The organism is Caulobacter sp. GW821-FHT12D05, from assembly GCF_058807295.1.
The window spans coordinates 197,973-221,778 of sequence record NZ_JBXAQO010000002.1 but is presented as its reverse complement, the minus strand read 5'-3'; the positions used below and the strand labels follow the sequence as shown (position 1 = coordinate 221,778).

The following is a 23,806-nucleotide window of genomic DNA, read 5'->3' as shown; positions in this document are numbered from 1 at the left end:
CCGACTCGGAAGGAGGTTAAACGCCAGCCGCCATGCCGCCGTCCAGCAGTTCCGCGCGGCCGGCCAGGCTGAGCTCGACCAGCGCCGCCATCACGGCCGAGACCGGGGCGCCGGCGGCGCGCACCAGGTCGTTGCGCGACACGGGCGTGGGCGAGAGCAGGGCGGCGACCCGCTCGCGCAGGGCGTCGTGGTCGATGTCGGTGTCCGGCTGGGACTCGTAGCCGCGCTCGCGCTCGCGCAGATGGATCTGGCCCGACAGCGAGCGCAGCACGTCCTCGGCGCCCTCGCACAGGATCGCGCCCTGGCGGATCAGATCGTTCGTGCCTTTAGAGCGTGGATCCAGAGGGGATCCTGGCACGGCGAAGACGTCGCGGCCCTGCTCGGCGGCCAGGCGGGCGGTGATCAGCGAGCCGGACTTCAGCTCGGCCTCGACCACGATGACGCCGCACGACAGGCCCGAGATGATGCGGTTACGGCGCGGGAAGTCCTTGGCCTGGGCGCGGCGGTCGGGGGCGCTCTCGGAGACGACGCAGCCCTCGGCGGCCAGGCGCGCGTGCAGTTTGTCGTGCTCGGGCGGATAGACGTCGCCGACCCCGCCGCCCAGCACGGCGATCGTGCCGGTGGTCAGGGAGCCCTCATGCGCCGCGCCGTCGATGCCGCGCGCCATGCCGGAGACGACGACATAGCCGGCGGTCCCCAGGTCTGTCGCCAGCTGGCGGGCGAAGCGCTGGCCGGCGGCCGAGGCGATGCGGGCGCCGACGATGGCCAGGCTGGGTTCGGAGAGCATCTCCGCTCGGCCTAGCGCCCACAGGACGGGCGGCGGCGGGTCCAGGGCGGCCAGGCGCGGCGGGAAGTCGGGCTCACAGCCGCAGATCAGGCGGGCGCCGAGTTTGGCGCCGGCCGCCAGCTCCTGCTCGATTGCTTCGCGCGGCGGCAGGGACAGCGGCACGGCGCGGCCGCCGCGTCTGGAGAGATCGGGAAGGGCGGAGAGGGCCCGCTCGGGCGTGCCGTAGCGGGCGATCAGGTGGTCGAAGGCGACGGGGCCGACGGTCTCGGTGCGCGCCAGGCGCAGCCAGGCGAAGCGCTGGATGTCCGAGAGCCGGCCGACCGTCACGGCGCGTCGGCGACGGGCGGGGGCGCCGCGTCCTTCTTCTTGCCGATCTTGGGCTCCTGGCCCTTGAGCAGGCGGGCGATGTTCTCGTGGTGGCGGATGAAGATCAGCACGGCCATGAACAGGCCCAGGCCCACCATCGGATAGGGCTGGTCGAAGGCCAGGGCGAACGGCGCGGCCAGCACGGCGGCGGTCAGGGCCGCCAGCGAGCTGATGCGGAACAGGAAGGCCATGGCCAGCCAGGTCGCGCCGGCGGCGACGCCCACCGGCCAGCAGGCGCTGAGCAGCACGCCGTAGAAGGTGGCCACGCCCTTGCCGCCCTTGAACTTCAGCCAGACGGGGAACAGGTGGCCCAGGAACGCCGCGCCGCCGGCCAGGGCGATCACCGCTGGATTGCCGTGGGTCAGATAACGGGCCAGCAGCACCGCGACCACGCCCTTGCCCGCGTCACCCAGCAGGGTGATGGCCGCCAGGTCCTTGCGGCCCGAGCGCAGCACGTTGGTCGCGCCGATATTGCCCGAGCCGATCTGCCGGATGTCGCCAGCCCCGCCCAGCCGCGTGGCGATCAGCCCGAACGGGATCGACCCGAGCAGGTAGCCGCCGACGATGGTGATGGCGAGCGTCAGATAGGTGGCGGCGACGAGATCTTGCACGTTTCGACCCTAAGGCGAGTTGCGCGCGAATTCAACCGCTGCGCAAGCGAGAGTTGTGGCGTTAGGTGTAGTGCAGACTCGGGGGCAGGGCAAAAGCGGAGGGGCTTACCCCTCCGCCCGATGCACCACGCGGCCGTCGACCACCGTCATCAGCACCTGGCCCTGCAGCCTGCGCCCGTCGAACGGCGAGTTCTTGGATTTCGACAGCAGGCGGGCGGCGTCGATGATGATCGGCGCGTCGATGTCGCACAGCACCAGGTCCGCCGGAGCCCCCGGGGCGATGCGGCCGCCGCGCAGGCCCAGCAGTTCGGCCGGCGCCAGGGTGACGGCGCGGATCAGGTCGACCAGGGCGATGCGTTCGTCGTGATAGAGGCTCAGCATCGCCGGCAGCAGGGTTTCCAGACCCACGGCGCCGGGGGCGGCCTCATCGAACGGCAGGCGCTTGTCCTCGGCCGGGGCCGGGTTGTGGGCCGAGACGACGATGTCGATCAGGCCCGAGGCCAGCGCCTCGATCAGCGCCTGGCGGTCGTCCTCGCCGCGCAGGGGCGGGTTCAGCTTGGCGAAGGTGCGGTAGTCGCCGATGTCCAACTCGTTGAAGGACAGGTGGTTGATCGACACCGAGGCGCTGATCCGCAGGCCTTTTTTCTTGGCGCGGTCCAGGGTTTCCAGCGCCTGGGCCGAGGTGATCTGGTCGACCAGCAGCTTGCCGCCGGTGGCTTCCAGCAAGGCGACGTCGCGCTCGAGCATGATCCGCTCGGCCATCGGCGAGATCGAGGGCAGGCCCATGCGGCCGGCGAACTCGCCGCCGGTGGCCGCGCCGCCCTTGGCCAGCCAAGGATCCATCGGACGGTGGGCCAGCAGGGCGTCGAAGCCCTTCGCGTACATCAGGACGCGCTGCATGACCTTGCTGTCGACGATCGGCTTGCCCGCGTCGGTGACATAGACGCAGCCGGCCTCGCGCATCAGGCCGATCTCGGCCATTTGCTCGCCGGCCAAGCCCTTGGTCGCCGCGCCGGCGACGAGAATGCGGGCGCTGTCGATGTCGCGGGCCCGGCGCAGGATGAAGTCGACGACGCTGGGATCGTCGATGGCGGGCGCCGTGTCGGGCTGGACGACCATCGAGGTCACCCCGCCGGCCGCCGCGGCCTTGGCCGCCGAGGCCAGGGTTTCCTTGGTCTCGGCGCCGGGCTCGCCAGTGCGGACGCGCAGGTCGATCAGGCCGGGGGCGAGCAGGGCGCCGCCGCAGTCGACGACACGGACAGCCTTGGACAGCTTGCCGAACTCGCGGCCCTTGGCGACGTCGGCGATGACGCCTTCCGAGACGATGACGCCGCCGGGGCCGTCATAGCCGCTTTCCGGATCGACCAGGCGGGCGTTGACGAGGGCGAGAGGTTGCGGGGCGGTCATTGGCCGACCTTTTCGATACGGGCGGCGAGGCTGGTCAGCACGGCCATGCGGGCGGCGACGCCCATCTCGACCTGGTCCTGGATCAGGCTGACGGCCGGATCGTCGGCGACGTCGCTGTCGATCTCGACGCCCCGGTTCATGGGCCCCGGGTGCATGACCTTGGCCCCCGGCGCGGCGCGGGCCAGCTTTTCGCGGTCCAGGCCATAGAAGCGGAAATATTCACGGGTCGAGGGCACGAAAGCGCCCTGCATCCGCTCCAGCTGCAGGCGCAGCATCATGACGACGTCGGCGCCGGCCAGGCCCGACTTCATGTCGTGATGGACGGTGACGCCCCAGCGCTCGGCCTGGGCCGGCATCAGGGTGGGCGGACCGACCAGGCGCACGCTGGCGCCCAGGGTGTGCAGCAAGGCGACGTTCGAGCGCGCCACGCGGCTGTGCAGCACGTCGCCGCAGATCGCCACGGTCAGGCCCGAGACGCGGCCGAAGGCGCGGCGGATCGACAGGGCGTCTAGCAGGGCCTGGGTCGGATGCTCATGCTGGCCGTCGCCGGCGTTGACCACGTGGCCGCTGACCTTCTGCGAGAGCAGGCTGGCCGCGCCCGACGAGGCGTGGCGCACGACCAGCAGGTCGGGTCGCATGGCGTTCAGCGTGACCGCGGTGTCGATCAGGGTCTCGCCCTTGGCGACCGACGAGGTCTTGGGGTTCATGTTGACGACGTCGGCGCCCAGCCGCTTGCCGGCCAGCTCGAACGAGCTCTGGGTGCGGGTGCTGTTCTCGAAGAACAGGTTCATCAGCGTCCGGCCGTGCAGCAGGTCCAGGCTCTTGGACGTCTGCCGGTTGAAGGCGACGAAGGCGTCGGCCAGGTCCAGCAGGTCGGTGGCCTGAAGCGCGTTCAGGTCGCCGGCGGACAGGAAGTGGCGTTTGGGGAATTCGAAGACGCGGGCGCGGATCGTATCGATGGCCGCGCGGGCGGGGTCATGGGCTGAAGCCGTCATGAGCCCGCGTCATAGGCGGCTTTGGCGGGGAAGGGAAGCTGTGGCGCCGTTCGCTCCACAGCTACCGGGATGCTCAGAGCGACCGCAGTCGCTCCAGCGCGCCCTGCAGGATCCAGCCGGCGGCCATCTTGTCCACGACCTCGTCACGGCGCTTGCGAGAGATGTCATGCTCGTCGATCAGCACTCGCGTCACCGCCGCCGTCGATAGGCGCTCGTCCCAGAAGGTGATGGGGAGGTCGGGCTTGATGCGCAGCAGGTTGCGGGCCAGGGCGCGGTTGGACTGGCAACGGACACCCTCGGTGCCGTCCATGTTCATCGGCAGGCCGACGACGATGCCGACCGCGCCGCGGCTGTCCATCAGCTTGAACAGGGCCTCGGCGTCTTGGGTGAACTTGGTCTTTTCGATCAGGGCCAGGGGGCTGGCGACGGTGCGGGTGACGTCGGAGACGGCGACCCCGATGGTCTTCTCGCCGGGGTCCAGACCCACGATCGGCGCATATTCGGGGAGGGCGGCGGCGAAGTCCGCGATGTCGAGAACGGGCATGTCTCTCCTTATACAGTAGCCGGCGTGCTTGAAACCTCGCGCGGGGACCGCTAACCCACGCTCTCGAATTTCAGGAGATCCCCATGGCCATTGACGCCGCCACGGTGCGGAAGGTCGCCCGGCTCGCCCGCATCGCCGAACCCGAAGAGCGCATCGAGGCCCTGGCCAATGAGCTCAACGGCATCATGACCTGGATCGAGCAGCTGGCCGAGGTCGACACCGACGGCTGCGAGCCGCTGACCAGCGTCGTGGCCGCCGGCCTGCCGCTGCGCGAGGACGTCGTCACCATGGGCGGCGATCCAGCCCGCGTGACCAGCAACGCCCCCAAGTCGATCAACAACTTCTTCGTCGTGCCGAAGGTCGTGGAATAATGAGTTCGCTGACGAAGCTGACCCTGAAGGCCGCCGTCGACGGCCTGGCCAAGCGCGAGTTCTCCTCGGTCGAACTCACCCAGGCCCACATCGAGGCGATCGAAGCCGCGCGCGGCCTGAACGCCTACATCCTGGAAACCCCGGACAAGGCGCTGGACATGGCCGCCAAGTCCGACGCCCGCCGGGCGCTGGGCGAAGCCGGCCCGCTGGAAGGCGCGCCGCTGGGCGTGAAGGACCTGTTCTGCACCGACGGCGTGCGGACCACGGCCTGCTCGAAGATCCTGGAAAACTTCGTGCCGACCTACGAGTCGACCGTGACCAGCCAGCTGTGGCGCGACGGCGCGGTGATGCTGGGCAAGCTGAACCTTGACCAGTTCGCCATGGGCTCGTCGAACGAGACCAGCTACTTCGGCCCGGTCACCAACCCCTGGCGCGCCAGCAACAGCAACAAGGCGCTGACGCCCGGCGGTTCGTCCGGTGGTTCGGCCGCGGCCGTCGCCGCCGACCTGTGCCTGGGCGCCACGGCCACCGACACCGGCGGCTCGATCCGTCAGCCGGCCGCGTTCACCGGCACCGTCGGCATCAAGCCGACCTATGGCCGCTGCTCGCGCTGGGGCGTCGTCGCCTTCGCCAGCTCGCTGGACCAGGCTGGCCCGATCGCCAAGACCGTCGAGGACGCGGCCCTGCTGCTGACCTCGATGGCGGGTCATGACCCCAAGGACTCGACCAGCCTGGACATCGCCGTTCCGGACTTCACCCAGTTCGTGGGCAAGTCGGTGAAGGGCCTGAAGATCGGTATCCCCAAGGAATACCGCGTCGACAACATGCCGGCCGAGATCGAGAAGCTCTGGGCCGACGGCATCGCCTGGCTGAAGGAAGCCGGCTGCGAGATCGTCGACATCAGCCTGCCGCACACCAAGTACGCCCTGCCGGCCTACTACATCGTGGCCCCGGCCGAGGCGTCCTCGAACCTGGCCCGCTATGACGGCATGCGTTACGGCCTGCGCGAAGACGGCGCCAACCTGACCGAGATCTACGAGCACACCCGCGCGTCGGGCTTCGGCGACGAGGTCAAGCGCCGCATCCTGATCGGCACCTATGTCCTGAGCGCCGGCTACTACGACGCCTACTATCTGAAGGCCCTGAAGGTGCGTCGCCGCATCGCCGAGGACTTCGACAACGCTTGGCAGAAGTGCGACGCGATCCTCACCCCGACCGCGCCCTCGGCGGCGTTCGGCCTGGGCGAGAACAGCAACGATCCCATCGCCATGTACCTGAACGACGTCTTCACGGTGACGACGAACCTGGCGGGCCTGCCGGGTCTGTCGCTGCCGGCCGGTCTGGATGCCAACGGCCTGCCGCTGGGTCTGCAGATCATCGGCAAGCCTCTGGACGAGGCTACGGTGTTCTCGGTCGCCGGGGCGGTCGAGAAGGCCGCGGGCTTCACGGCCAAGGCCCAGAAGTGGTGGTGAATTGAAAAGGGCGGCTCCTCGCGGAGCCGCCCTTCTTCGTTATCGGGGTGTGGGACCCTGATTTACATCGGCGCGGCGGGTTCAGCCGGCGCCGGAGCGGCCGGGGCCGGGATGACCAGCGGCGCCGGCTCGGCGATCGGGGCGCTCACGGCCGGCGGGGCGGCCGGGACGGTGGCGCTGACATTGGCCGAGGCGCTTTCGGCGGCCGGGGCGCTCTCGACCGGAGCCGCGCGGCGAGCGGCCGGACGGGCCGGAGCCGACGAGCGGGCCGGGGTCGAGCGGGCGACCGGAGCCGGGGCCGGCGTGGCCGCCGCCAGTTCGGTCGGCTGCGGGATCGGGGCCGGGGTCGCGGCGGCGCTGGCCGGGACCGGCGTGGCGCTAGCCGGGGGCGGGCTTTCGGCGGCGGCGGTTTTCAGCGAGGCCGGATCGGTCGGAGCCTCGGTGCGATTGGCCGTCATGGCCCAGATCATGCCGCCGGCGACGACGGCGACGATCGGCGCGCCGACCAGAAGCGGCAGGTTGCTGCTCGCCTTCTTCTTGGGCGTGCGAGCATAGATCGGCTGCGCGGGAAACAGAGCCGAAGCATTCGGATCGGTCGCGACGACCGGTTCCGGGGCGTCGAAATTAAGAGTCGGGCGAATGGTGCGAGCGGTGGGCATTTCTACCTCCGTGAGTGAGCTGTTCGAGAAAATGAACGGTGCGATAACTCAGCGGTTCCCTTGCCTCGCAATGGCGCCGGATTTGACTCAATCCGGCCTTATTCAAAGAAGTCGCAAATCGAACGGTTTCGCTTACCCTGAGCTAGCGCAAAGCCTTGTGGGCCTTGGAGCGGAGAAGATGCTTCGGATGACGTCCCAGAGCTTTTCCGGCCCGGCCCGCTTGATGTAGAGAGACGGCCATGACGCAAGATTCCAAAGTGATCCAAGGCCGCACCGGCCCCTGGGAAATGGTCCTCGGTCTCGAGGTGCACGCTCAGGTCGCCAGCAAGTCCAAGCTCTTCTCGGGCGCCGCCGTCGGTTTCGGCGCGGGTCCGAACGAGCAGGTCAGCCTCGTGGACGCGGCCATGCCGGGCATGCTGCCGGTCCTGAACAAGTTCTGCGTCGAGCAGGCGGTGAAGACGGGCCTGGGCCTGAAGGCGCAGATCAATCTGAAGAGCCGCTTCGACCGCAAGAACTACTTCTATCCCGATCTGCCGCAGGGCTATCAGATCAGCCAGTTCGACCAGCCGATCGTCGGCGAAGGCGTTGTCACCGTCGAACGCGACGACGGCACGACCTTCGACGTGCGTATCGAGCGCCTGCACCTGGAACAGGACGCGGGCAAGTCGCTGCATGACCAGGATCCGAACGCGACCTATGTCGACCTGAACCGCGCGGGCACGGCGCTGATGGAGATCGTCTCCAAACCCGACATGCGCACCTCGGAAGAGGCCGCGGCCTATGTGAAGAAGCTGCGCACGATCCTCGTCTACCTGGGCACCTGCGACGGTGACATGGAGAAGGGCAACCTGCGCGCCGACGTCAACGTCTCGGTCTGCCGTCCGGGCGCCTACGAGAAGTTCCGCGAGACCGGCGACTTCAAGCACCTGGGCACGCGCTGCGAAATCAAGAACGTCAACTCGTACCGCTACATCCAGCAGGCCATCGAATACGAGGCCCGTCGCCAGATCGAGATCCTGGAAGACGGCGGCAAGATCGACCAGGAGACCCGCCTGTTCGACCCGACCAAGCTCGAGACCCGCTCGATGCGTTCGAAGGAAGAGGCGCACGACTACCGCTACTTCCCCGATCCCGACCTGCTGCCGCTGGTCCTGGACCCGGCGTGGGTGAAGGAACTCGAGACGACCCTGCCGGAACTGCCGGACGCCAAGAAGGCGCGCCTGCAGAGCCAGTACGGCCTGTCGGCCTATGACGCCGGCGTGCTGATCATCGAGAGCGACCGCGCCGACTACTTCGAAGCGGCCGCCAAGGGCCGCGACGCCAAGCTGGTGTCGAACTGGGTGACCAACGAGTTGCTGTCGAAGCTGTCGTCGGGCGGCCACGAGATCGCCAACTCGCCGCTGCCGTCGTCGGACATCGCCCAGCTGGTCGAGCTGATCGAGAACGGCACCATCTCGTCGAAGATCGCCAAGGAGGTCTTCGAGCACATGTGGGCCGGCGAAGGTCGTCCCTCGGAGATCGTCGAGAAGCGCGGCCTGGTGCAGATCAACGACACGGGCGCCATCGAGAAGGCCATCGACGACCTGATCGCCGGCAATCCCGACAAGGCCGAGGCCGTGAAGGACAAGCCGCAGGCCCTGGGTTGGTTCGTCGGGCAGGTCATGAAGGCCACGGGCGGCAAGGCCAACCCCGGCACGGTCAACGAGCTTCTCCGCAAGAAGCTGGGCATCGCCGAATAGGCGTTACGACTATCCAGAAATGACGAGGGCCCGCGGTGGAAACCGCGGGCCCTTCTTCGTTGATGCGAACTTTTGTTATTGGGGCGCAGTCGGCTCTTCGGCCGGCTTCTTGTGCTTCTTGCTCTTCTTGGCGGCCTTCTCGTCGGCGGCCGGGGCCGTCGGTTCCTGGGTCGCCGGCGCGGTGGCCGAGCTGGGCGTGCCGGCGCTGTCGGCCGGCGCGGCGCTTTCGGTGGCCGGCGGCGCGGCCTGGGTCGACGGATCGCTGGCCGGTGGCAGCGTCGTGGCCGGAGCCGGGCTGGTCATGCTGGGTTGCGGGTCGGCCGGCGTGGTCTGCGGGGCCGTCGTCTGGGCCATAGCCGAGCCGGCAAAGGCGGCGGCGGCCAGAGTGAGCGCGGCGGTCGTGATGCGCAGGGTCTTCATGGGCTTGGGACCGTATTGCTGCAGCGTCGAAGTGTGACGCGAGCCCAACGCTGGCTTGGCAATGCGGTCGAAATGACTTCGCAATCGGGCGCTTAGGCCTCACACGCGGCGAGGTTGCGGCGCTCGTGGCGGCAAAACGGCGCCCCAGGCAGAGCCCAGGACGCCGTCTTCAACTGCTGTAGAGCAGTCAGGTCTAGTGATTGGCGATGACGTCGAAGATCAGGCCGCTGGCGATGGCGGCGAGCACGTAGTCATTGCCGGTGCGGTACCAATAGTAACCACGGGGCGGGGCGCGCAGGTTGTAGCGGTAGTAATCGTTCACCACATAGCCGCGGTCACGATAGTACCCGGGCAGATAAGCGCCGCGCTGCCACGACGAATAGCCAGGGCGGAAGCCCGGACGGCCGTAATAGGCGGCCGGAGGCGGGCCGTAAGACCAGCGATTGTTATAATAGTAGCCGTTGTGACGGCCGCGATCCCAGCGATCACCGCGGTCCCAGCCGCCGCGACGGTCGTCGCGGTCCCAGTGGCCACGGTCACGGTCCCGGCCGCGATCCCAATCACGGCCATGGTCGCCGCGGTCACGGTCACGATGTTCCCAGCGGCCGCGATCCTGGGCGGCGGCGTCGGTGGCCGTGAAGGCCAGCGGCCCGGCCACGGAGGCCACGGCGGCGATGGTGAGCAGCAGACGTTTCATCTCGTCTTCTCCTAGTGGTCGGGCGATGCTTGCGGAGCCTCGCCTAGAAACTTCCCTCGACCTTGAAACGCAGAATGTCCGTCTTCGGCTGAACCCAGGCTGAACGGCGCGGTCAGGCTTTTCGTCGGGTCACACTTGGCGCGGCGAACGGTCGCGACCATGTTCCGTAACAACGACGATGACCGGGGAGGGAAGGCCGATGAGCCGTCCGATCGAGCTGCACTACTGGCCCACGCCGAACGGCTGGAAGGTGTCCATCGCCCTGGAGGAGATGGGGCTGCCCTACGAGATGATCCCGGTGAACATCGGGACTGGCGAGCAGTTCAAGGCCGAGTTCCTGGCCATCAGCCCCAACAACCGCATGCCGGCCATCGTGGATCCCGAAGGTCCGGACGGCCAGCCGATCTCGATCTTCGAGTCCGGGGCCATCCTGCAATACCTGGCGCGCAAGACCGGCAAGTTCTACGGCGAGACCGAGCGGGACCGCGTCAACATCGACCAGTGGGTCATGTGGCAGATGGGCGGGCTGGGGCCGATGGCCGGCCAGACCCACCATTTCCGTCAGTACGCGCCGGCGATCATCGCCGACCAGCGCCAGATCGCCTACGGCGCCATCCGCTACACCAACGAGACGCACCGCCTGTACGGGGTGCTGAACAAGCAGCTGGAAGGCCGCGATTTCGTCTGCGGCCAATTGTCTATCGCCGACTTCATGATCTGGCCCTGGATCGTTCCCTGGAAGAACCAGGGCATTATTCTCGATGAGTTCCCCAATTTGAGGACGTGGTTCGAGCGGGTCGGGGCGCGGGAAAACGTGCAGAAAGGCTTTAAGCTCGGCGCCGAGTTACGGGCTGGAGGCCTGCAATCCTCGGGAAAAGCGGCCGAAGACGCCCGTAGAGTCCTGTTCGGACAGCGTGCGCGTTAAGGCGCTGTATACTGTGATTTACGCCCAGTAATCAGGGTCAATAAAGAGTAACGGGGGGCGGCATTTATGCTCTCCGCGCGCTTAACTATATGTTCAGTCGCGGGGGACTTTCCTCTCATCAAGCTCAAAACCGACAAAACGTCGGGGCGAGCTCGAGAGAGGAGATCAAGCCATGATGATGATGCAAGAACCGCCGGCCGCCGTGGTGATGCTGCCCCTGCCGACGCCTGAGTCCACCGGTGACGAACTGTTCCGCATGGGCCTGCTGTATTCGACCGGTCAGGGCGGCGCGCCGCTGGACTACGTCTCGGCCCACATGCTGTTCAATCTGGCCGCCATGCGCGGTTCGATCGAGGCCAAGGCCTACCGCAAGGAACTGTCGCAAGAGATGGCCAGCGACGACGTCGCCGAAGCTCAGCGTCAAGCTCGCGAATGGCTCGCCCACGGCTGAACCCGGTCCGCCGGGTTCTACTGCTAGCCGATCCTGTGGGAGGATCGGCTCAGTTGCCGCCGTTGATGTTGCCGTTGATCGCGTAGCTGAAGCTGATGGGCAGCAGGTCGCGGAAGTACTGCTGCATGAAGAGACCAGCCTCCGACACGCCGCTGCGTGGGACATAGACCACGTCGAACCGGCGCAGAGGCACCAGATCCGTTCCGCCCGGACGCGTGATGCCTGCCAGCAGGTCCGCCGTCCGCATCATCGCCCGCCCGTCCGTGCCGCGGCGAATGATCACAACCTGATTGCGCTTGGCGCCATTGGTGAAGCCGCCGGCCTGGATGACGGCCCGCAGCGCGTCGCTGTCGCCCGCCATGTCGAACACGCCGGGGTTCTTGACCTCGCCCCCCACAAATACCTTGAGCGGCTGCGTCGATTTGACCGCCACCTGGACCTGCGGCCGCAGCAGCGTGCCGGCATAGGCCTGGCTGATCGAGCCTTGCAGCTCGTCGATCGTGCGATCCGCCGCCATCACCGGCTGAGCCAGGGGCAGGCTGATCCGCCCGTCCGGCTGCACCGTCGCGGTCTTGCTGAGTTCCGGGGCCGACGGCACCGTCACCTCGACCTCGTCGCCCGGATAGAACCGGTACGACGGCTCTTCCTCGCTCCAATCGGCGTAACCGATATTAGAGAAGTTCGCGCTAGGTCTGGGACCTGGCGTGATCGGCTCGGCGTCGATGTGGCCGCAGGCGGAAACTCCGCCAGCCAGCAGAACCACGGCCAGGGCCGTCATGAGATGCGTGCGACGTTGCATGCGACAAGTCTTAACAGGAATGGGTAACGAACCCTTAAGGCCGGTCCCTCCAGGGTGCGAGACAGATTGAACCGCTTGGATTCGTATGTCGACGAGCGCCTGGACCAGCGTGCCTCACGACCCGCCGCCTAGAATGGCCGCGGGGCTCGGTGGCGCGCGTCCGAAATACGCCCCGACCGACTTCGTCACGCTGCTTTGGCGTGAGCGATTCCTGATGCTCATCGTCTTCGTGGTGATCGTGATCGCGGGCTTCGCCTTCGCCACGACGCTGAAGAAGAACTACACGGCCGAGAGCAGCCTCTTCGTTCGTCTGGGCCAGGAATATGTCTACGAACCCCGCGCCGGCGACGCCGGTCGCGGCGCGGTGCCCAACATCGACGAAGTCATCCAGTCGGAAGCCGAGATCCTGGGCAGCGGCGAGCTGCGCGAGCGGGTGATCCGCAAGATCGGCTTCGCCAAGATCTTTCCGAAACACGCCGCCAAGTACGCCAGCGCAACGCCTGAGGGTAAGCGCAAGCTGATCATGGAAGGCCGCGACGCCATCGGCAAAAGCCTGAAGATCCAGACCGCGCCGGACAACTCGATCATCCGCCTGGGCTTCCAGAGCGACGATCCCGAGATGGCCGAGAAGGTGCTCAACACCCTGCTCGAGGAATATCTGGTCTATCGCCGCAGCCTGCTGATCGGCGGCGACAGCAACATCCTCCAGCGCCAGCGCGACATTTTCTCGCAGAAGCTTGCCGAGGCTGACACGGCCTATCAGTCGTTCCTGACCACGAACGACATCGGCGACTTCACGGCCCAGAAGACGGCCCTGACCCAGCTGCAGGCCCAGGTCGAGCAGCAGAAGTATTCGATCGACGCCCAGCTGCAGGACCGCGTGGGGCGCCTGGCCTCGGTGGAGTCCGAGCTGTCGCGCACGCCCCCCGAAGCCATCCTCTATCGCGACGTCGACATGTCGGCCTCGACCAAGCTGGCTGCGCTGAAGCTGGACCGCGAAGGCCTGCTGGCCCGCTACACGCCCGGCGCCGCGCCGGTGCAGGACATCAACGCCCAGATCGCCCAGCTGGAGGCGGGTCTGGCCGCCGGCCGGACGAACGGGGAGGGCGCGCGTCGCAGCGGCCCGAACCCGATCTGGCAGACCCTGACCACCACCCGCAACGATCTGCGCGCGGAAGTCGCGGCCCTGCAGCAGTCGCAGGCCGCCTACGCCCAGCAGGTCACCGACGTGAACACCCGCCTGCTGCGCCTGGCCGGGCTGGAGCCGCAGTTCAACGAGCTGTCGCGCGACCGCGACGTCCTGTCCTCGAACGTCCGCGACTTCACGGTCAAGGAACAGCAGGACGAGGCCCAGCGGCAGATGTCGGCCGAGAGCAGCGACAACATCCGCATCGTCCAGCGCGCCGTGGCTCCGACCACCGGCAAGAGCCTGAAGAAGCCGGTGCTGATCCTGGCCATCCTGTTCGGCGCTTTCAGCGCCCTGTGCATCGGTCTGGTCCGCATGTTCCTGCGTCCGGGCCTGCAGACGCCGGAATCGGCTTCGCGCACCTTGGGCATGCCCGTCCTGGCCACGGCCGGGGTCAAGCGGTGAGCCGTTTCGTCGCCTTCCGCCGACAGGGTTAATGTCGCAAGTTGCGGGCTTCTGAGTACGCGGCGATTCGTTAGATGGTCGATTTGAACGTCGAGATGACCGAGCTTTGGGGGGCGCTAGGCGCACCGCCGGCCGGCCGTCCGCACGTCATCCAGTTCGTGTCCGCCCGACGGGGCGAGGGGACCTCGACGGTCGCCCGCGAATTCGCGCGCTTCGCCTCGCGCCGCGCCGGTCGCAAGACCTGGCTGATCGACCTGGATCTGAACAGCCCCAGCCAGTTCCGCGAGATGGCCTCCGAGCCCAGCCGCTTCGGGCCGATGGGACCGCCCGTCGCCGCGTCGCCCGACGGCTCGGTCTTCTTCACCGTCCAGCCGCCCGCGCCTCGCGCGGAAGGCGGCGTGTGGCCGGACGCCAAGTTCCTGACCGGCCACAGCGTCGGCGGTCCGCGCCTGTGGGTCGCCCGCTTCAACCGCGAGGCCCTGCGCGGCCGCCAGCAGGCGCACATCATTCCGTCGGCGGATTACTGGCGGGCGCTGCGCAAGCACGCCGAGGTCATCGTCGTCGACAGCCCGGCCATCGACCGCTCGCAGGCCGGCCCGACCGTGGCCGCCCACATGGACCAGACCGTGCTCGTCGTCTCAGCCGACCAGGCTGACGTGCGCCAACCGGCCATGCTGCGCGACGCCATCACCGCCGCCGGCGGCCGCTGCGCGGGGATGTTCTTCAACAAGGTCACGGTCCAGACGCCCGGCTTCCTGAAGGCGATCCTGCCGTGACCAGCGTCACCTCCGGCGCGACCTGGGACCGCCAGGAGGCCCGGACGCTCGAGCCCTCGCTGCTGACCATCCTCTGCGCCGTGGTCATGCTGCTGATCTACACCGGCGGCTGGCAACTGCCGCTGTTTGGCGAGAAGGCCGACGAGTCCGCCTCGGGCCTGCTGCGCGTGGCCTTCCTGCCGGCCTACGCCCTGGCCTTCCTGCTGATCCTGGGGCGGCCCTGGAACGTGGTGCGCGCCACCGTGCGCCAGCCGTTCCTGATCATCCTGATGGGCGTGGTCGCCGCCTCGATCATGTGGTCGATCCAGCCCGACGTCTCGATCCGTCGGGGCTTCGCCGTCGGCTGCACCACGCTGTCGGGCCTGGCCCTGGCCGCCCGGTTCCGATGGGTGGAGCTGGCGCGGGTGTTCTCGATCACCTTCTGCGTGCTGATCGTCGCCTGCTACATCGCCTGCATCGCCTTTCCCAAGATCGGTATCATGGTCGAGCTGTTCCCCGGCGCCTGGCGCGGCTTGTGGCTGGAGAAGAACTCGTTAGGCGGCATGATGGCCCTGGGCTGCTGCCTGCTGTGCGCCACGGCCTTGCTGGACCCGCCGAAGGCCAAGATCTGGCTGGGCTTCGCGGCCCTGTCGATCGGCCTCGTGCTGATGTCGCAGTCCAAAACCTCGCTGGCCTCGCTGATGCTGGGCCTGATGGCGCTGGGCTTCGTCTGGATCTGCCAGCGTGGGCCGGCCTACGCGGCGGCGGCGACCTGGACCGGGGTGACCGGTTTCCTGCTGCTGCTGGCGTTCATCGTCTTCGCCTCGGACGTCTTCTTCGGGATCCTGGGCAAGGACGCCACCCTGACCGGCCGGACCCAGATCTGGGAGGCCGCCTTCCGCCAGATCGAGCTACGGCCCTGGCTGGGCTATGGCTACGCCGCCGTGTGGAGCGACAAGTCCGGCTGGGGCCCGCTGGCCTGGATCGTCCACGACGCCAAGTTCACCCCGCAGCACGCTCACAACTCGTGGATCGAGCAGCTGGTCGGCATGGGCGTCGTCGGGCTGACCGCCTGGGGCTTCTTCTACTTGCAGACCATGGCCGTGGCCCTGATCGCGGTGTTCCGCGACCGGGGCGCCATGCTGGCCTTCCCGTTCCTGATCGTCTTCACCCTGGTCAGCCTGACCGAGAGCATCGCGGTCGTGTACAACGACTTCCGCTGGGCCGTATTCGTGGCTCTGGCAGCGAAGCTCGCCTTTTCGGACCGGGCGCAGGACGCCGCCTAGAGCCCGATCCGCTTGGCCCCTTCGGCCACCGTCACCACGTCGAAGCCTTCCGCCACCGCCCGGTCGATCAGCCGTTCCAGTGCGCTCGTCGTGCAGCCCCACTGCGAGGGCTCCTCGGCCACGTCGTGCGTGTAGAGGATCAGCCAGGCCTTGCGGGCCTTGGCCTTGTCCAGCCAGGCGTTGGCGACGCTCTCGCCGTCTTCGCCCTCGATGCCGACGGCCGGGGCCTGATTGAGGTCGGCGCCGTCGGCGATCAGCCCGTGGTGCAGGGCGCGCAGGGTCTTGAAGCGGCCGGCCAGGGCCGTCTTGGCCGGCGCGCCGACGTCGCCATACGGATAGGCGAAGCTGACCGGATCGGGCGTGCCCCATTGGGCCAGGCTCTCGGCGTTCTGGTCGACATCGGCCAGAGTCACGGCCTTGGACGACTGGCCGCAGTCCAGGTGCGAGAAGGTGTGGCAGGCGATCTCGTGCCCGGCGTCGTGCAGGCGGCGAGCGTCCGCGCCGGTGGCGAAGCGGCCCATGGGGCCGTCACGCCCGGCCAGGCCAGCGGCGAAGTAATAGGTGCCGAGCAGGCCGCGCTTCTCCAGCGCCTTGGCGCCGGCCTCGCAGGCCGTGGCGGGGGCGTCGTCGAAGCTGAACGAGACCATCGGCCGCTCCAGCGCCACCTTCGCCGGCCGGCGATGCGCCAGGCGGATCAGGCGGCGGCGCAGCTTGCCCTTCAGGCTGCGGTCGGGCTCGTAGGCGTCGACCTTCTCGAACGAAGTCTGCATCAGACGGCCTCGATATAGAGGGACGCGCGGTACAGCCGCATGGCGAACGCGCGAAGGGAAATGGGAGCGGCCTCGGCCAGGGCGATGCTCTTCAGCATCGGCCGCCAAACCCCGCGCAGGGGGAACGGCTTCAAGGCCTTGGCGACCTTGTAGCTGGGATAGGCGCTGACGATGTCGCGGTGGCTGGCCACCACGCGGGCGAAATTGGCCGCCGACTGCTCGTACTTGGCGGCCATGGTCGGCGCGGCGTCCAACCCCAAGTGCGTGGCGGTGTTGTCGATGTGCAGGATCGGATGCTGGCGCACGACCCGCATCGCCCACTCGACATCCTCCCAGCCCCAACCGGAGAAACCCTCGTCGAAGCCGATGGTCTCGAACACGTCGCGACGGACCAGCAGGTTCGAGGTGAAGACGTGCTTCTCGGGTTCCTTAGCGCGCTCGGGGGCAGGGGTGCAGTCGCTCTTCAGCGCCATGGCCCGGTGCAGGGCGTGTTCGGGGCGCTGTGGCGTCTGGTCCAGGGTAAAGCCGCCGAAGGCCACGGGCGCGTCGCTGTCCGCCACGGCGGCCCAGCGCGAGAGGAAGTCCGGCGTATCGGGCAGCATGTCGCTGTCCAGGAACAGGAAGTGACCGCCGCGCGCATGGCTGGCCAGGCGGTTGCGACCCTTGGCGCGGCCCTCGTTGCTGGACAGGCGCACGAAGCGGACGGGCACGCGCAGCTTCTCGACCCGGCGGGCGATGCGTTCGGCCAGGGCGTCGTCACCGCCGCCGTCGTCCAGCACCACGATCTCGGCCCCGGCGCTGGGATCGTCCAGGGCCTTGAGCAGGGCGACGGGGTCATCGCGGAAGGTCGGGATCAGGACCGACAGGCGCGGCTGCGCTGTTGCCCAGGCGGCGTTCTCGATACGGATTTCGGTGATGGGCGCGGTCATGACGCTTGGGCCCTCCGGTGGAGGATTACAGAAAGCTTGGCTCGCAGGCCGCCGACGTCCAGGCCCAGCACGATCACGCCATAGACGGCCGCCCCGACGCCAGCCTTGAGGGCCAGCTCCAGGACGCCGCCGGGCGAGGGCAGGAGCCGCACGGCCAGGGCCATGGCGACGCAGGCCGCGCCGGCCTTGGCCAGCACGTCCCACGGGATCGGCAGTGGGCAGGCGCGGCGGCCCAGGGCCCAGGCGGCGACGGCGCCGAGGCCGTAGCTGACCGTGGTGGCCCACAGCGCGCCGTCCAGGCCCATGCGCGGGATCAGGACGAGGTTGAGGAGGACGTTGGCGATCGCGGGCGCGCTCATGCTGACAATCAGCAGCGGCGTGCGGCGGGCCAGGGTGAAGGCTTGCAGCAGGTAGTAGGTCGTCACGCCCGACAGCCAGCCGCTGGCGGCGATCCAGGGCGTCACGTGGCTGGCGCCGACCCGCAGGTCCTCGCCAACCATCAGCTCGGCCAAGGGGCGGGCGACCAGGGCAAGGCCGACGGCGGCGGGCAGGGTCAGCAAGGTCATGAAACCGGCCTGCTCACGGGCGGCCTCGGTCAGGGCCGGCTGGCCGCCGCGCTCCAACGCCGAGATCAGGGCAGGGCCGCCGGCCATGCCCAGCCAGATGAAGACAACGTCCAGGGTGCGGCTGCCGAGGGAATAACCCGCGTGGTAGACGCCGACCGTCGCCTCATCCAGGAACGCGCCCAGCAACAGGCGGTCGGTGCTGGCCAGCACCAGGGCCAGGATCAGCGACAGCGACACCGGCAGGCCATAAGCGGCGTAGGCGCGGGCCAAGCTCTTGTCGAACTTGCCGCCGGCCATCCGCTTCAGCTCGCCCGGCAGCACCAGCACGACCAGCAGGGCCGAGATCACGCCGACGCCCAGGATCGGCGCCGCGCCGCCCAGGCCGGTGAAGGCCAGGGCCAGGCCGACGAGGAATCCGCCCAGGTTCTGGGCCATAGTAAGCATGGCCGCGCCCGACACCTCGCCGGCGGCGCGGCGGCGCTCCAGGGCCAGCTTCATCAGGCTGTTGACCAGGGTCGAGGCCAGGGCCGCGACCACGGCGACCTTCAGCGGCGCGTTGAGCGGCAGCACCGCCACGACGGCGCAGGCCAGGGGCACGACCACGGCCGCGCCGATCCAAAGCTTGAACAGGGTGGCGAAGTGATCGGCCAGGCGGCCGTCTTCGCTGCGCGTCGCCAGGAACCGGGCCATGGCGGCCTCGGTCCAGGTCAGCAGGATGGTCTGGGTCAGGCTGCCGACCGAGAAGGCCAGGGCGTAGACGCCGTATTGGGCGGGATCCAGCACGCGCGTGAACAGGACGATGGTGAGCAAGCCCACCACGCCCTGCACCACGTTGACCGGCAAGTAGCCAAGGACGCCGCGCCAGAACATCGCCGGCCGCCTAGCGCACCGCCGACCGATCCCCCAGCAGGCAGGGGATGGTCATGACGATGACGTACAGGTCCAGCCAGAACGACTGGCGCTCAATATATTCGACGTCCAGGGCGACGCGCAGGCGCACGCTCTCAGGCGTATCGACCGGGCCGCGCGAGCCTTTGATGGCCGCCCAGCCGGTCAGGCCGGGCTTCATGCGGTGGCGGTGAGCGTATTCGGCGACCAGCTTGGCCGACTCCACGCCACCCGTCTTCATGCCGATGGCGTGGGGGCGGGGGCCGACGATCGACATCTCGCCGCGCAGCACGTTGAACAGCTGCGGCAGCTCGTCGAGGCTGGTCTTGCGAATGAACTTGCCGACCTTGGTGACGCGGTCGTCATTGGCGCTGATCTGGCGCGCGGCCTGGGCGTCGGCCATCTCGTGGCGCATCGACCGGAACTTCCAGACGAGGATCTCCTCGTTGTTGAAGCCGTGGCGGCGCTGGCGGAAGAAGATCGGGCCGGGGCTGTCCAGCTTCACGGCCAGGGCGACGATCAGCATGACCGGACCGGCGACCAGCAGGCCCGCCAGGGTCACGACCAGGTCCTGGGCGCGCTTGATCCAGGCGTGGCGCATACTGGCCGAGGCGCCCGACAGTTCGTTCTCGCCGCCGGCCGCGATGCGGGCCACAGCCGCGTCGTCGTCGCCCTGGCCGCCCACGTCGATGAAGAGGTTCAGCGGATTGGGCAGCACGCCCAGCTTCTCGACCAACTGCCGCACGCGGCTCTGGGCGGTCGACTGCACGGCGATCACCACGCGGTCGACATAGGGCATGATGCGGTGGTCGAGCAGGGCGGTCGTGTCGCCCAGCACCGGCACGCCCATGATGTTTTCGGGCGCGCGATCCAGGCGGTCGTCGAACACGCCCAGCACATTGACCTCGCCCGTGCGCATGGCCGCGTCGATCAGGCGCTCGGCATTGGCCGTGGCGCCGACCACGACGATGTTGGGGGTCAGGCGGCCTTGCTGGCGGCCGCGGGCGATGACGCTCCACCAGGCGCCGTGCAGGGCGGCCAGCGTGCCGGCGGCGACCAGCAGCGTCCAGACGGTGACCGTGTCGACATTGCCCGGCGGCAGCAGCGCCACGGCGGCGGCCAGCAGGCCCGCGCCCAGCGCCAGGGCGACTTCACCCAGGTGACGCGCCAGGGTCTGCTTGCGGGGGAAGGCATAGCCGCGCAGCGCGCGCAGGCTGATCAGGGTGGCCACGGCCCACAGAGCGGCGGCGATCGGATGGCCCTCGACCGTGACCGTGACGGCGAAGGCGGCGATCGCCAGGATGTCGGCGACGCGGAAGGCGCGGGCCAGCACACGGGCCTCCAGCCGGGCCCGCGTCGGGATCAGCTGGCCAGGCCGGAACGGCCCCCGCCGCGCCCGTCCAGGATCGCCCCCACCGCCGCCGCCAACGCGCGCGGAACCCTCCGTCGAAGCGACGAAGGCCGAGGCGTTTTCGGCGTGGGCGGTGGTCGGAGAGGCAGGACGCATGGCGCTCTTCATTGAGAAAACCATGTTCAACCTAGCGCTGCCGTCTGAGCGTCACGTTAACATCGGAATTTTCCGACATCCGCCGTTGTCATCCCGAAGCGAACAGGCTATCTGACCGCTCCCTCTCAGGAGGAGACGTGGCCGAGAGGCTGAAGGCACCGCTTTGCTAAAGCGGCATACCTCAAAAGGGTATCGAGGGTTCGAATCCCTCCGTCTCCGCCATCCCCCCTTCCATGGCTGTCCAGCGGTGTCCGAGCAGGTCCCGCAAACCCTTGTCCCGTAAGGGATAATCGCAAAATCGTGTTTGGACGCGTCCAGCCTGATCCAGCACTGTCGACGCACAGACCGTGGGTAGGAACTGGGGTAAAATGGCCCGGCTTCTAGAGCGTTTGACCGCCCTTCAGGTGCGCCGACTCGGAGAGGGCCTGCACCCCGATGGCGGCGGCCTCTATCTCCAGGTCACGGGGGAGGCGGGCCGGTCGTGGATTTTCCGCTATTGGACCGATGGCCGCGAACGGCAGATGGGTCTTGGCGCGACCCATACCGTTTCACTTGGAGAGGCGCGCGACGCCGCGCGTGACGCGCGCCGCCAACGGGCCGCGGGGCTTGATCCGATCGACGAGCGGCGCAAGGCGCAGGTCGCACAACAGCTCGAACGGTCCAAGAGCGTCACCTTTGACGACGCCGTCGACGCCTACATCGCCGCCAACAAGGCCGCCTGGGCCAACGATAAGCATCGCCAGCAGTGGAAGAACACGCTGACGACCTATGCGTCGCCCAAGATAGGCAAGTTGCCCGTCGGCGCGGTCGAAACCCAGCATGTCATTTCGGTGCTGCAGCCCATCTGGCAGACCAAAACCGAAACGGCCAGTCGCGTGCGCGGGCGCGTCGAGACCGTCCTGGACTGGGCCACCGTCCAGGGTCAGCGCGCAGGCGACAATCCGGCCCGATGGACTGGTCACCTGGACAATGTCCTGCCGGCCAAGGCCAAGGTGAAGAAGGTTCGCCACCACGCCGCGTTGCCGTTCGCCCAGCTGCCGGCCTTCATGAAGACCCTGGCCAGGGTCGGGGGCGTCTCGGCCCGGGCTTTGGAGTTCACGATCCTGACCGTGGCGCGGACCGGCGAGGTCCTGGGCGCCGAATGGGAGGAGTTCGACCTCGACAGGAAGGTGTGGATCGTTCCGGCCGAACGGATGAAGGCGGGCCGGGAGCACCGGATCCCGCTCAGCGCCCCGGCCATCGTCATCCTGGAGGCCATGCGCGCGCGGTGGCTCGAGGTCGATGGGCGTCGTTGGCGAGGCAAGGACGCGCCCAAGGAGCCGGTGGCTCCCTACGGGCCGGTGTTCTTCGGCCAGCGGGCGGGCAAAAGCCTCTCCAACATGAGCATGCTCAAGGTCCTCAAGAACCTCCAGCGCGGCGACCTGACTACCCACGGCTTTCGCAGCACGTTCAGCGACTGGGCCGCCGAGACCACCAGCTATCCCGGCGAGATGATCGAGATGGCCCTGGCCCACGCCATCGCCAGCAAGACCGAGGCCGCCTACCGGCGCGGCGACCAGTTCGCCAAGCGCCATGCCCTGATGGCCGACTGGGCCAAGGCCTGCGCGCCCGCCAAGGGTTGAGCGCGGAAGATCATCGGCCTGGCCGGCGGCAATACCGGGGTTTAGGGGCGACGGGCTTGGCGTTCAGCTCGAGGCGTTCGAGGAACGCCTCGAGCTCGCTGCGGCGCACGAGCGTGCGCGCGCCGTCCTTGAGGACGCGGATCTCGCCGGCCGCCACCAGTTCGTAGAAGCGGCTGCGGCTGATCGCCAAGGCGTCTGCCGCCTCCTTGACGCGGTAGGCAAGCCTCTCAATTCGGGCCGGTTCGGACGGGAAACTCTCGGGCGGCATCGCGGCGGCTCCTTCCTCGAAAAAGGAGCCTGGCGTTGCGGGTCTCGCGCGCAAAGGGGATGATGATCCCTGTCGTGGCGGCGGGGGCAAAGGCAGGCGATCGACGACACGCCCTCCTTGGCGGCCTTGTGTCCGTCACCCCACTGACGCCTCGGCTGGCGGATCGATCTGTCGGACCGCCCGCCACCAAGGCCAACGGTGCTCGCCGCCGCGCTCGGTCTTCTCCACCTCGAACCAGGCCACGTCCCCCTCGAAGGCCGGAACATGTTCGGGGTTCACATAGCCGGCCGGACTGTTCAGGCCGCCTGCTGTGTGCAGCAGGAAGTACAGGGTGCGGCGGGTCTTCGCATCGCCGTAGCCTTCGTCGACGGCGATGCGGGTCAGGCGGGCCTTGGTCTTCAGGAACACCCTGGGCAGCCTTGGGGCGTGTGTCGTCGCGCGCGGACTGGCGCGTTTGGGTGGCATGATTGGCTCTCTGATCGTTCTTCAAATGTTCTCATCGTGGGGCGCGTGGGAGTCAATCTTGATGAGGCATGACGGTCCCCGTTCCGGGGGCGCGGGGGCGGGGTTCCCGCCGGCCGCTTGCGCGGCCGGCTCCACCGAACCGGAGAGCGGCCGGCGGTCACGCTCGGTCCCGCGGCTTTCGCCGCTCCCTCGGGCGCGACGCCTGGCGGGCAGGCCCCAGAAGGGTTTGGGGCCTGCCGCCGGCCGCTCGACGCCGCTTCCCGCCCGCGCGGTGCGCTGGCTCCTTGCAGGCTTCATCTTGGTTGGCGGCCTGGCGGCCGCGGGACTTGGGGCTCTGCCCCCGGCGCGCTTCGGATCGCCTTCCGCCCAGCTTCGGGCGAGGCGGGCAAGATTGGGCAATGGACAGGGACGCCCTGCAGCCGGGTCCCCGCGAAGGCGCCCCTCCGCTTGCACCCCCGGTCTCGCCGACGGGCAAGGAGGCAGGCGCGCTTTGCGCCGGCCCCCTGACCCCAAAGGAGCTCCTGTTATGACCGAGGAAGAACACACCGCAGCCATCGCGATGCTCAACGATAGGCATCGAAGCAGCGTCAACGTCGGCTGGGTGATGACGTCGGGCGTCAACGCCCTGGACGAAAGGACCCTTGCCCAAGTCATCGCCGCCGTCTGTGGCTTCACGGCTTTCAACGCCGACAACGACCCGCATGGCGAACGGGACTTTGGGGCGATCGACGTCGGCGGCGCCAAGCTGTTTTGGAAGATCGACTATTACGACCTGGACCTTGTCCACGCTTCGCCAGATCCGGCTGACCAGGCTGTCACCCGGCGCCTGCTGACCCTGATGTTGGCGCAGGAATATTGAAACGGCGGCCGCCGCGTTGCTGGCGCGGCGGCTGCCACCGCTTGTGATCAGGCCCAA

Annotated in this window: 24 protein-coding genes, 1 tRNA gene and 1 pseudogene; 11 read left to right on the top strand and 15 right to left on the bottom strand. The window is 68.4% G+C overall.

Annotation, left to right across the window (positions count from 1 at the left end):
• Positions 1-16: 16 nt before the first annotated feature.
• The 5 genes from dprA to ruvX all read right to left on the bottom strand — a co-directional run bounded on the left by dprA (position 17) and on the right by ruvX (position 4,710).
• The gene (dprA, locus tag AC1RRR_RS08415; protein ID WP_492812164.1) at positions 17-1,114 is read right to left on the bottom strand and encodes a DNA-processing protein DprA; all 1,098 of its coding nucleotides are present in this window, start codon (positions 1,112-1,114) and stop codon (positions 17-19) included.
• Entirely contained in the window at positions 1,111-1,764 is a 654-nt protein-coding gene (plsY, locus tag AC1RRR_RS08410; RefSeq protein WP_492812162.1) for a glycerol-3-phosphate 1-O-acyltransferase PlsY, read from the bottom strand. The genes dprA and plsY overlap by 4 nt, the downstream gene beginning before the upstream one ends.
• Before the next feature lie 105 nt (positions 1,765-1,869).
• Positions 1,870-3,171, bottom strand: coding sequence for a dihydroorotase (gene pyrC, locus AC1RRR_RS08405; protein ID WP_492812160.1), 1,302 nt, complete (start codon positions 3,169-3,171; stop codon positions 1,870-1,872).
• Entirely contained in the window at positions 3,168-4,166 is a 999-nt protein-coding gene (locus tag AC1RRR_RS08400; RefSeq protein ID WP_295112569.1) for an aspartate carbamoyltransferase catalytic subunit, read from the bottom strand. The genes pyrC and AC1RRR_RS08400 overlap by 4 nt, the downstream gene beginning before the upstream one ends.
• Positions 4,167-4,239: 73 nt before the next feature.
• Positions 4,240-4,710, bottom strand: coding sequence for a Holliday junction resolvase RuvX (gene ruvX, locus AC1RRR_RS08395; RefSeq protein ID WP_492812157.1), 471 nt, complete (start codon positions 4,708-4,710; stop codon positions 4,240-4,242).
• 83 nt (positions 4,711-4,793) lie between these two features.
• On the opposite strand from ruvX, the gene gatC reads away from it, so the two are divergent.
• Positions 4,794-5,081 (top strand): Asp-tRNA(Asn)/Glu-tRNA(Gln) amidotransferase subunit GatC, encoded by a 288-nt coding sequence (gatC, locus tag AC1RRR_RS08390; RefSeq protein WP_492812155.1) that lies wholly within the window; start codon positions 4,794-4,796, stop codon positions 5,079-5,081.
• On the top strand, positions 5,081-6,553 hold the full coding sequence (gene gatA / locus AC1RRR_RS08385; protein ID WP_492812153.1) for an Asp-tRNA(Asn)/Glu-tRNA(Gln) amidotransferase subunit GatA: 1,473 nt from the start codon (positions 5,081-5,083) through the stop codon (positions 6,551-6,553). Before gatC ends, gatA begins: the two co-directional genes overlap by 1 nt.
• A gap of 62 nt (positions 6,554-6,615) precedes the next feature.
• On the opposite strand, the gene AC1RRR_RS08380 is transcribed toward gatA, so the two are convergent.
• Entirely contained in the window at positions 6,616-7,212 is a 597-nt protein-coding gene (locus tag AC1RRR_RS08380; protein ID WP_492812151.1) for a hypothetical protein, read from the bottom strand.
• A gap of 239 nt (positions 7,213-7,451) precedes the next feature.
• Between AC1RRR_RS08380 and gatB the strand changes: the two genes are divergently transcribed.
• Positions 7,452-8,951 carry an Asp-tRNA(Asn)/Glu-tRNA(Gln) amidotransferase subunit GatB gene (gatB, locus tag AC1RRR_RS08375; protein WP_492812149.1) on the top strand — a complete coding sequence of 500 codons (1,500 nt, stop codon included), beginning with the start codon at positions 7,452-7,454 and terminating at the stop codon, positions 8,949-8,951.
• 75 nt (positions 8,952-9,026) lie between these two features.
• Here the strand turns inward: gatB and AC1RRR_RS08370 are convergent, their stop codons facing one another.
• Positions 9,027-9,371: a proteophosphoglycan 5 gene (locus AC1RRR_RS08370; protein WP_492812147.1), complete on the bottom strand. Its 345-nt coding sequence runs from the start codon at positions 9,369-9,371 to the stop codon at positions 9,027-9,029.
• A gap of 193 nt (positions 9,372-9,564) precedes the next feature.
• Positions 9,565-10,068 (bottom strand): RcnB family protein, encoded by a 504-nt coding sequence (locus AC1RRR_RS08365; RefSeq protein ID WP_492812145.1) that lies wholly within the window; start codon positions 10,066-10,068, stop codon positions 9,565-9,567.
• A gap of 199 nt (positions 10,069-10,267) precedes the next feature.
• On the opposite strand from AC1RRR_RS08365, the gene AC1RRR_RS08360 reads away from it, so the two are divergent.
• Both AC1RRR_RS08360 and AC1RRR_RS08355 read left to right on the top strand, forming a co-directional pair.
• Positions 10,268-10,993: a glutathione S-transferase N-terminal domain-containing protein gene (locus AC1RRR_RS08360; protein WP_492812143.1), complete on the top strand. Its 726-nt coding sequence runs from the start codon at positions 10,268-10,270 to the stop codon at positions 10,991-10,993.
• 172 nt (positions 10,994-11,165) lie between these two features.
• Positions 11,166-11,444 (top strand): sel1 repeat family protein, encoded by a 279-nt coding sequence (locus AC1RRR_RS08355; RefSeq protein ID WP_492812141.1) that lies wholly within the window; start codon positions 11,166-11,168, stop codon positions 11,442-11,444.
• A 49-nt stretch (positions 11,445-11,493) separates the two neighbouring features.
• Here AC1RRR_RS08355 and AC1RRR_RS08350 read toward each other — a convergent pair whose 3' ends face one another.
• Positions 11,494-12,243, bottom strand: a complete 750-nt coding sequence (locus tag AC1RRR_RS08350; RefSeq protein WP_492812139.1) for a polysaccharide biosynthesis/export family protein — start codon at positions 12,241-12,243, stop codon at positions 11,494-11,496.
• Positions 12,244-12,328: 85 nt separating this feature from the next.
• On the opposite strand from AC1RRR_RS08350, the pseudogene AC1RRR_RS08345 reads away from it, so the two are divergent.
• From AC1RRR_RS08345 to AC1RRR_RS08335, 3 genes and pseudogenes are all read left to right on the top strand, one after another.
• Positions 12,329-13,866: pseudogene (locus AC1RRR_RS08345) on the top strand (Wzz/FepE/Etk N-terminal domain-containing protein).
• A 42-nt stretch (positions 13,867-13,908) separates the two neighbouring features.
• Positions 13,909-14,610: a P-loop NTPase family protein gene (locus AC1RRR_RS08340; protein WP_454716943.1), complete on the top strand. Its 702-nt coding sequence runs from the start codon at positions 13,909-13,911 to the stop codon at positions 14,608-14,610.
• An 86-nt stretch (positions 14,611-14,696) separates the two neighbouring features.
• Positions 14,697-15,875, top strand: coding sequence for an O-antigen ligase family protein (locus tag AC1RRR_RS08335; protein WP_492813521.1), 1,179 nt, complete (start codon positions 14,697-14,699; stop codon positions 15,873-15,875).
• On the opposite strand, the gene hfsH is transcribed toward AC1RRR_RS08335, so the two are convergent.
• The 4 genes from hfsH to hfsE are packed head-to-tail and all read right to left on the bottom strand — an operon-like array spanning position 15,872 to position 20,535.
• Positions 15,872-16,645: an oligosaccharide deacetylase HfsH gene (hfsH, locus tag AC1RRR_RS08330; protein ID WP_492812137.1), complete on the bottom strand. Its 774-nt coding sequence runs from the start codon at positions 16,643-16,645 to the stop codon at positions 15,872-15,874. The two genes, AC1RRR_RS08335 and hfsH, sit on opposite strands and share 4 nt — an antisense overlap.
• Positions 16,645-17,574, bottom strand: coding sequence for a polysaccharide biosynthesis protein HfsG (hfsG, locus tag AC1RRR_RS08325; protein ID WP_492812135.1), 930 nt, complete (start codon positions 17,572-17,574; stop codon positions 16,645-16,647). The genes hfsH and hfsG overlap by 1 nt, the downstream gene beginning before the upstream one ends.
• A complete protein-coding gene (hfsF, locus tag AC1RRR_RS08320; RefSeq protein ID WP_492812133.1) occupies positions 17,571-19,010 on the bottom strand; it encodes a polysaccharide biosynthesis protein HfsF in 1,440 nt (479 codons plus the stop codon). Before hfsF ends, hfsG begins: the two co-directional genes overlap by 4 nt.
• A 10-nt stretch (positions 19,011-19,020) precedes the next feature.
• Positions 19,021-20,535, bottom strand: a complete 1,515-nt coding sequence (gene hfsE / locus AC1RRR_RS08315) for a polysaccharide biosynthesis protein HfsE (RefSeq protein WP_492812131.1) — start codon at positions 20,533-20,535, stop codon at positions 19,021-19,023.
• A gap of 131 nt (positions 20,536-20,666) precedes the next feature.
• On the opposite strand from hfsE, the gene AC1RRR_RS08310 reads away from it, so the two are divergent.
• Positions 20,667-20,757 (top strand) — tRNA-Ser (locus AC1RRR_RS08310).
• A 146-nt stretch (positions 20,758-20,903) separates the two neighbouring features.
• Positions 20,904-22,157 carry a tyrosine-type recombinase/integrase gene (locus tag AC1RRR_RS08305; RefSeq protein WP_492812129.1) on the top strand — a complete coding sequence of 418 codons (1,254 nt, stop codon included), beginning with the start codon at positions 20,904-20,906 and terminating at the stop codon, positions 22,155-22,157.
• A 10-nt stretch (positions 22,158-22,167) separates the two neighbouring features.
• On the opposite strand, the gene AC1RRR_RS08300 is transcribed toward AC1RRR_RS08305, so the two are convergent.
• Both AC1RRR_RS08300 and AC1RRR_RS08295 read right to left on the bottom strand, forming a co-directional pair.
• A complete protein-coding gene (locus AC1RRR_RS08300; protein WP_492812127.1) occupies positions 22,168-22,425 on the bottom strand; it encodes a helix-turn-helix domain-containing protein in 258 nt (85 codons plus the stop codon).
• Between the two features lie 135 nt (positions 22,426-22,560).
• The gene (locus AC1RRR_RS08295; RefSeq protein WP_492812125.1) at positions 22,561-22,890 is read right to left on the bottom strand and encodes a hypothetical protein; all 330 of its coding nucleotides are present in this window, start codon (positions 22,888-22,890) and stop codon (positions 22,561-22,563) included.
• Positions 22,891-23,416: 526 nt separating this feature from the next.
• Here AC1RRR_RS08295 and AC1RRR_RS08290 point away from each other — a divergent pair.
• Entirely contained in the window at positions 23,417-23,749 is a 333-nt protein-coding gene (locus AC1RRR_RS08290; protein ID WP_492812123.1) for a DUF3768 domain-containing protein, read from the top strand.
• Positions 23,750-23,806: the final 57 nt, after the last annotated feature.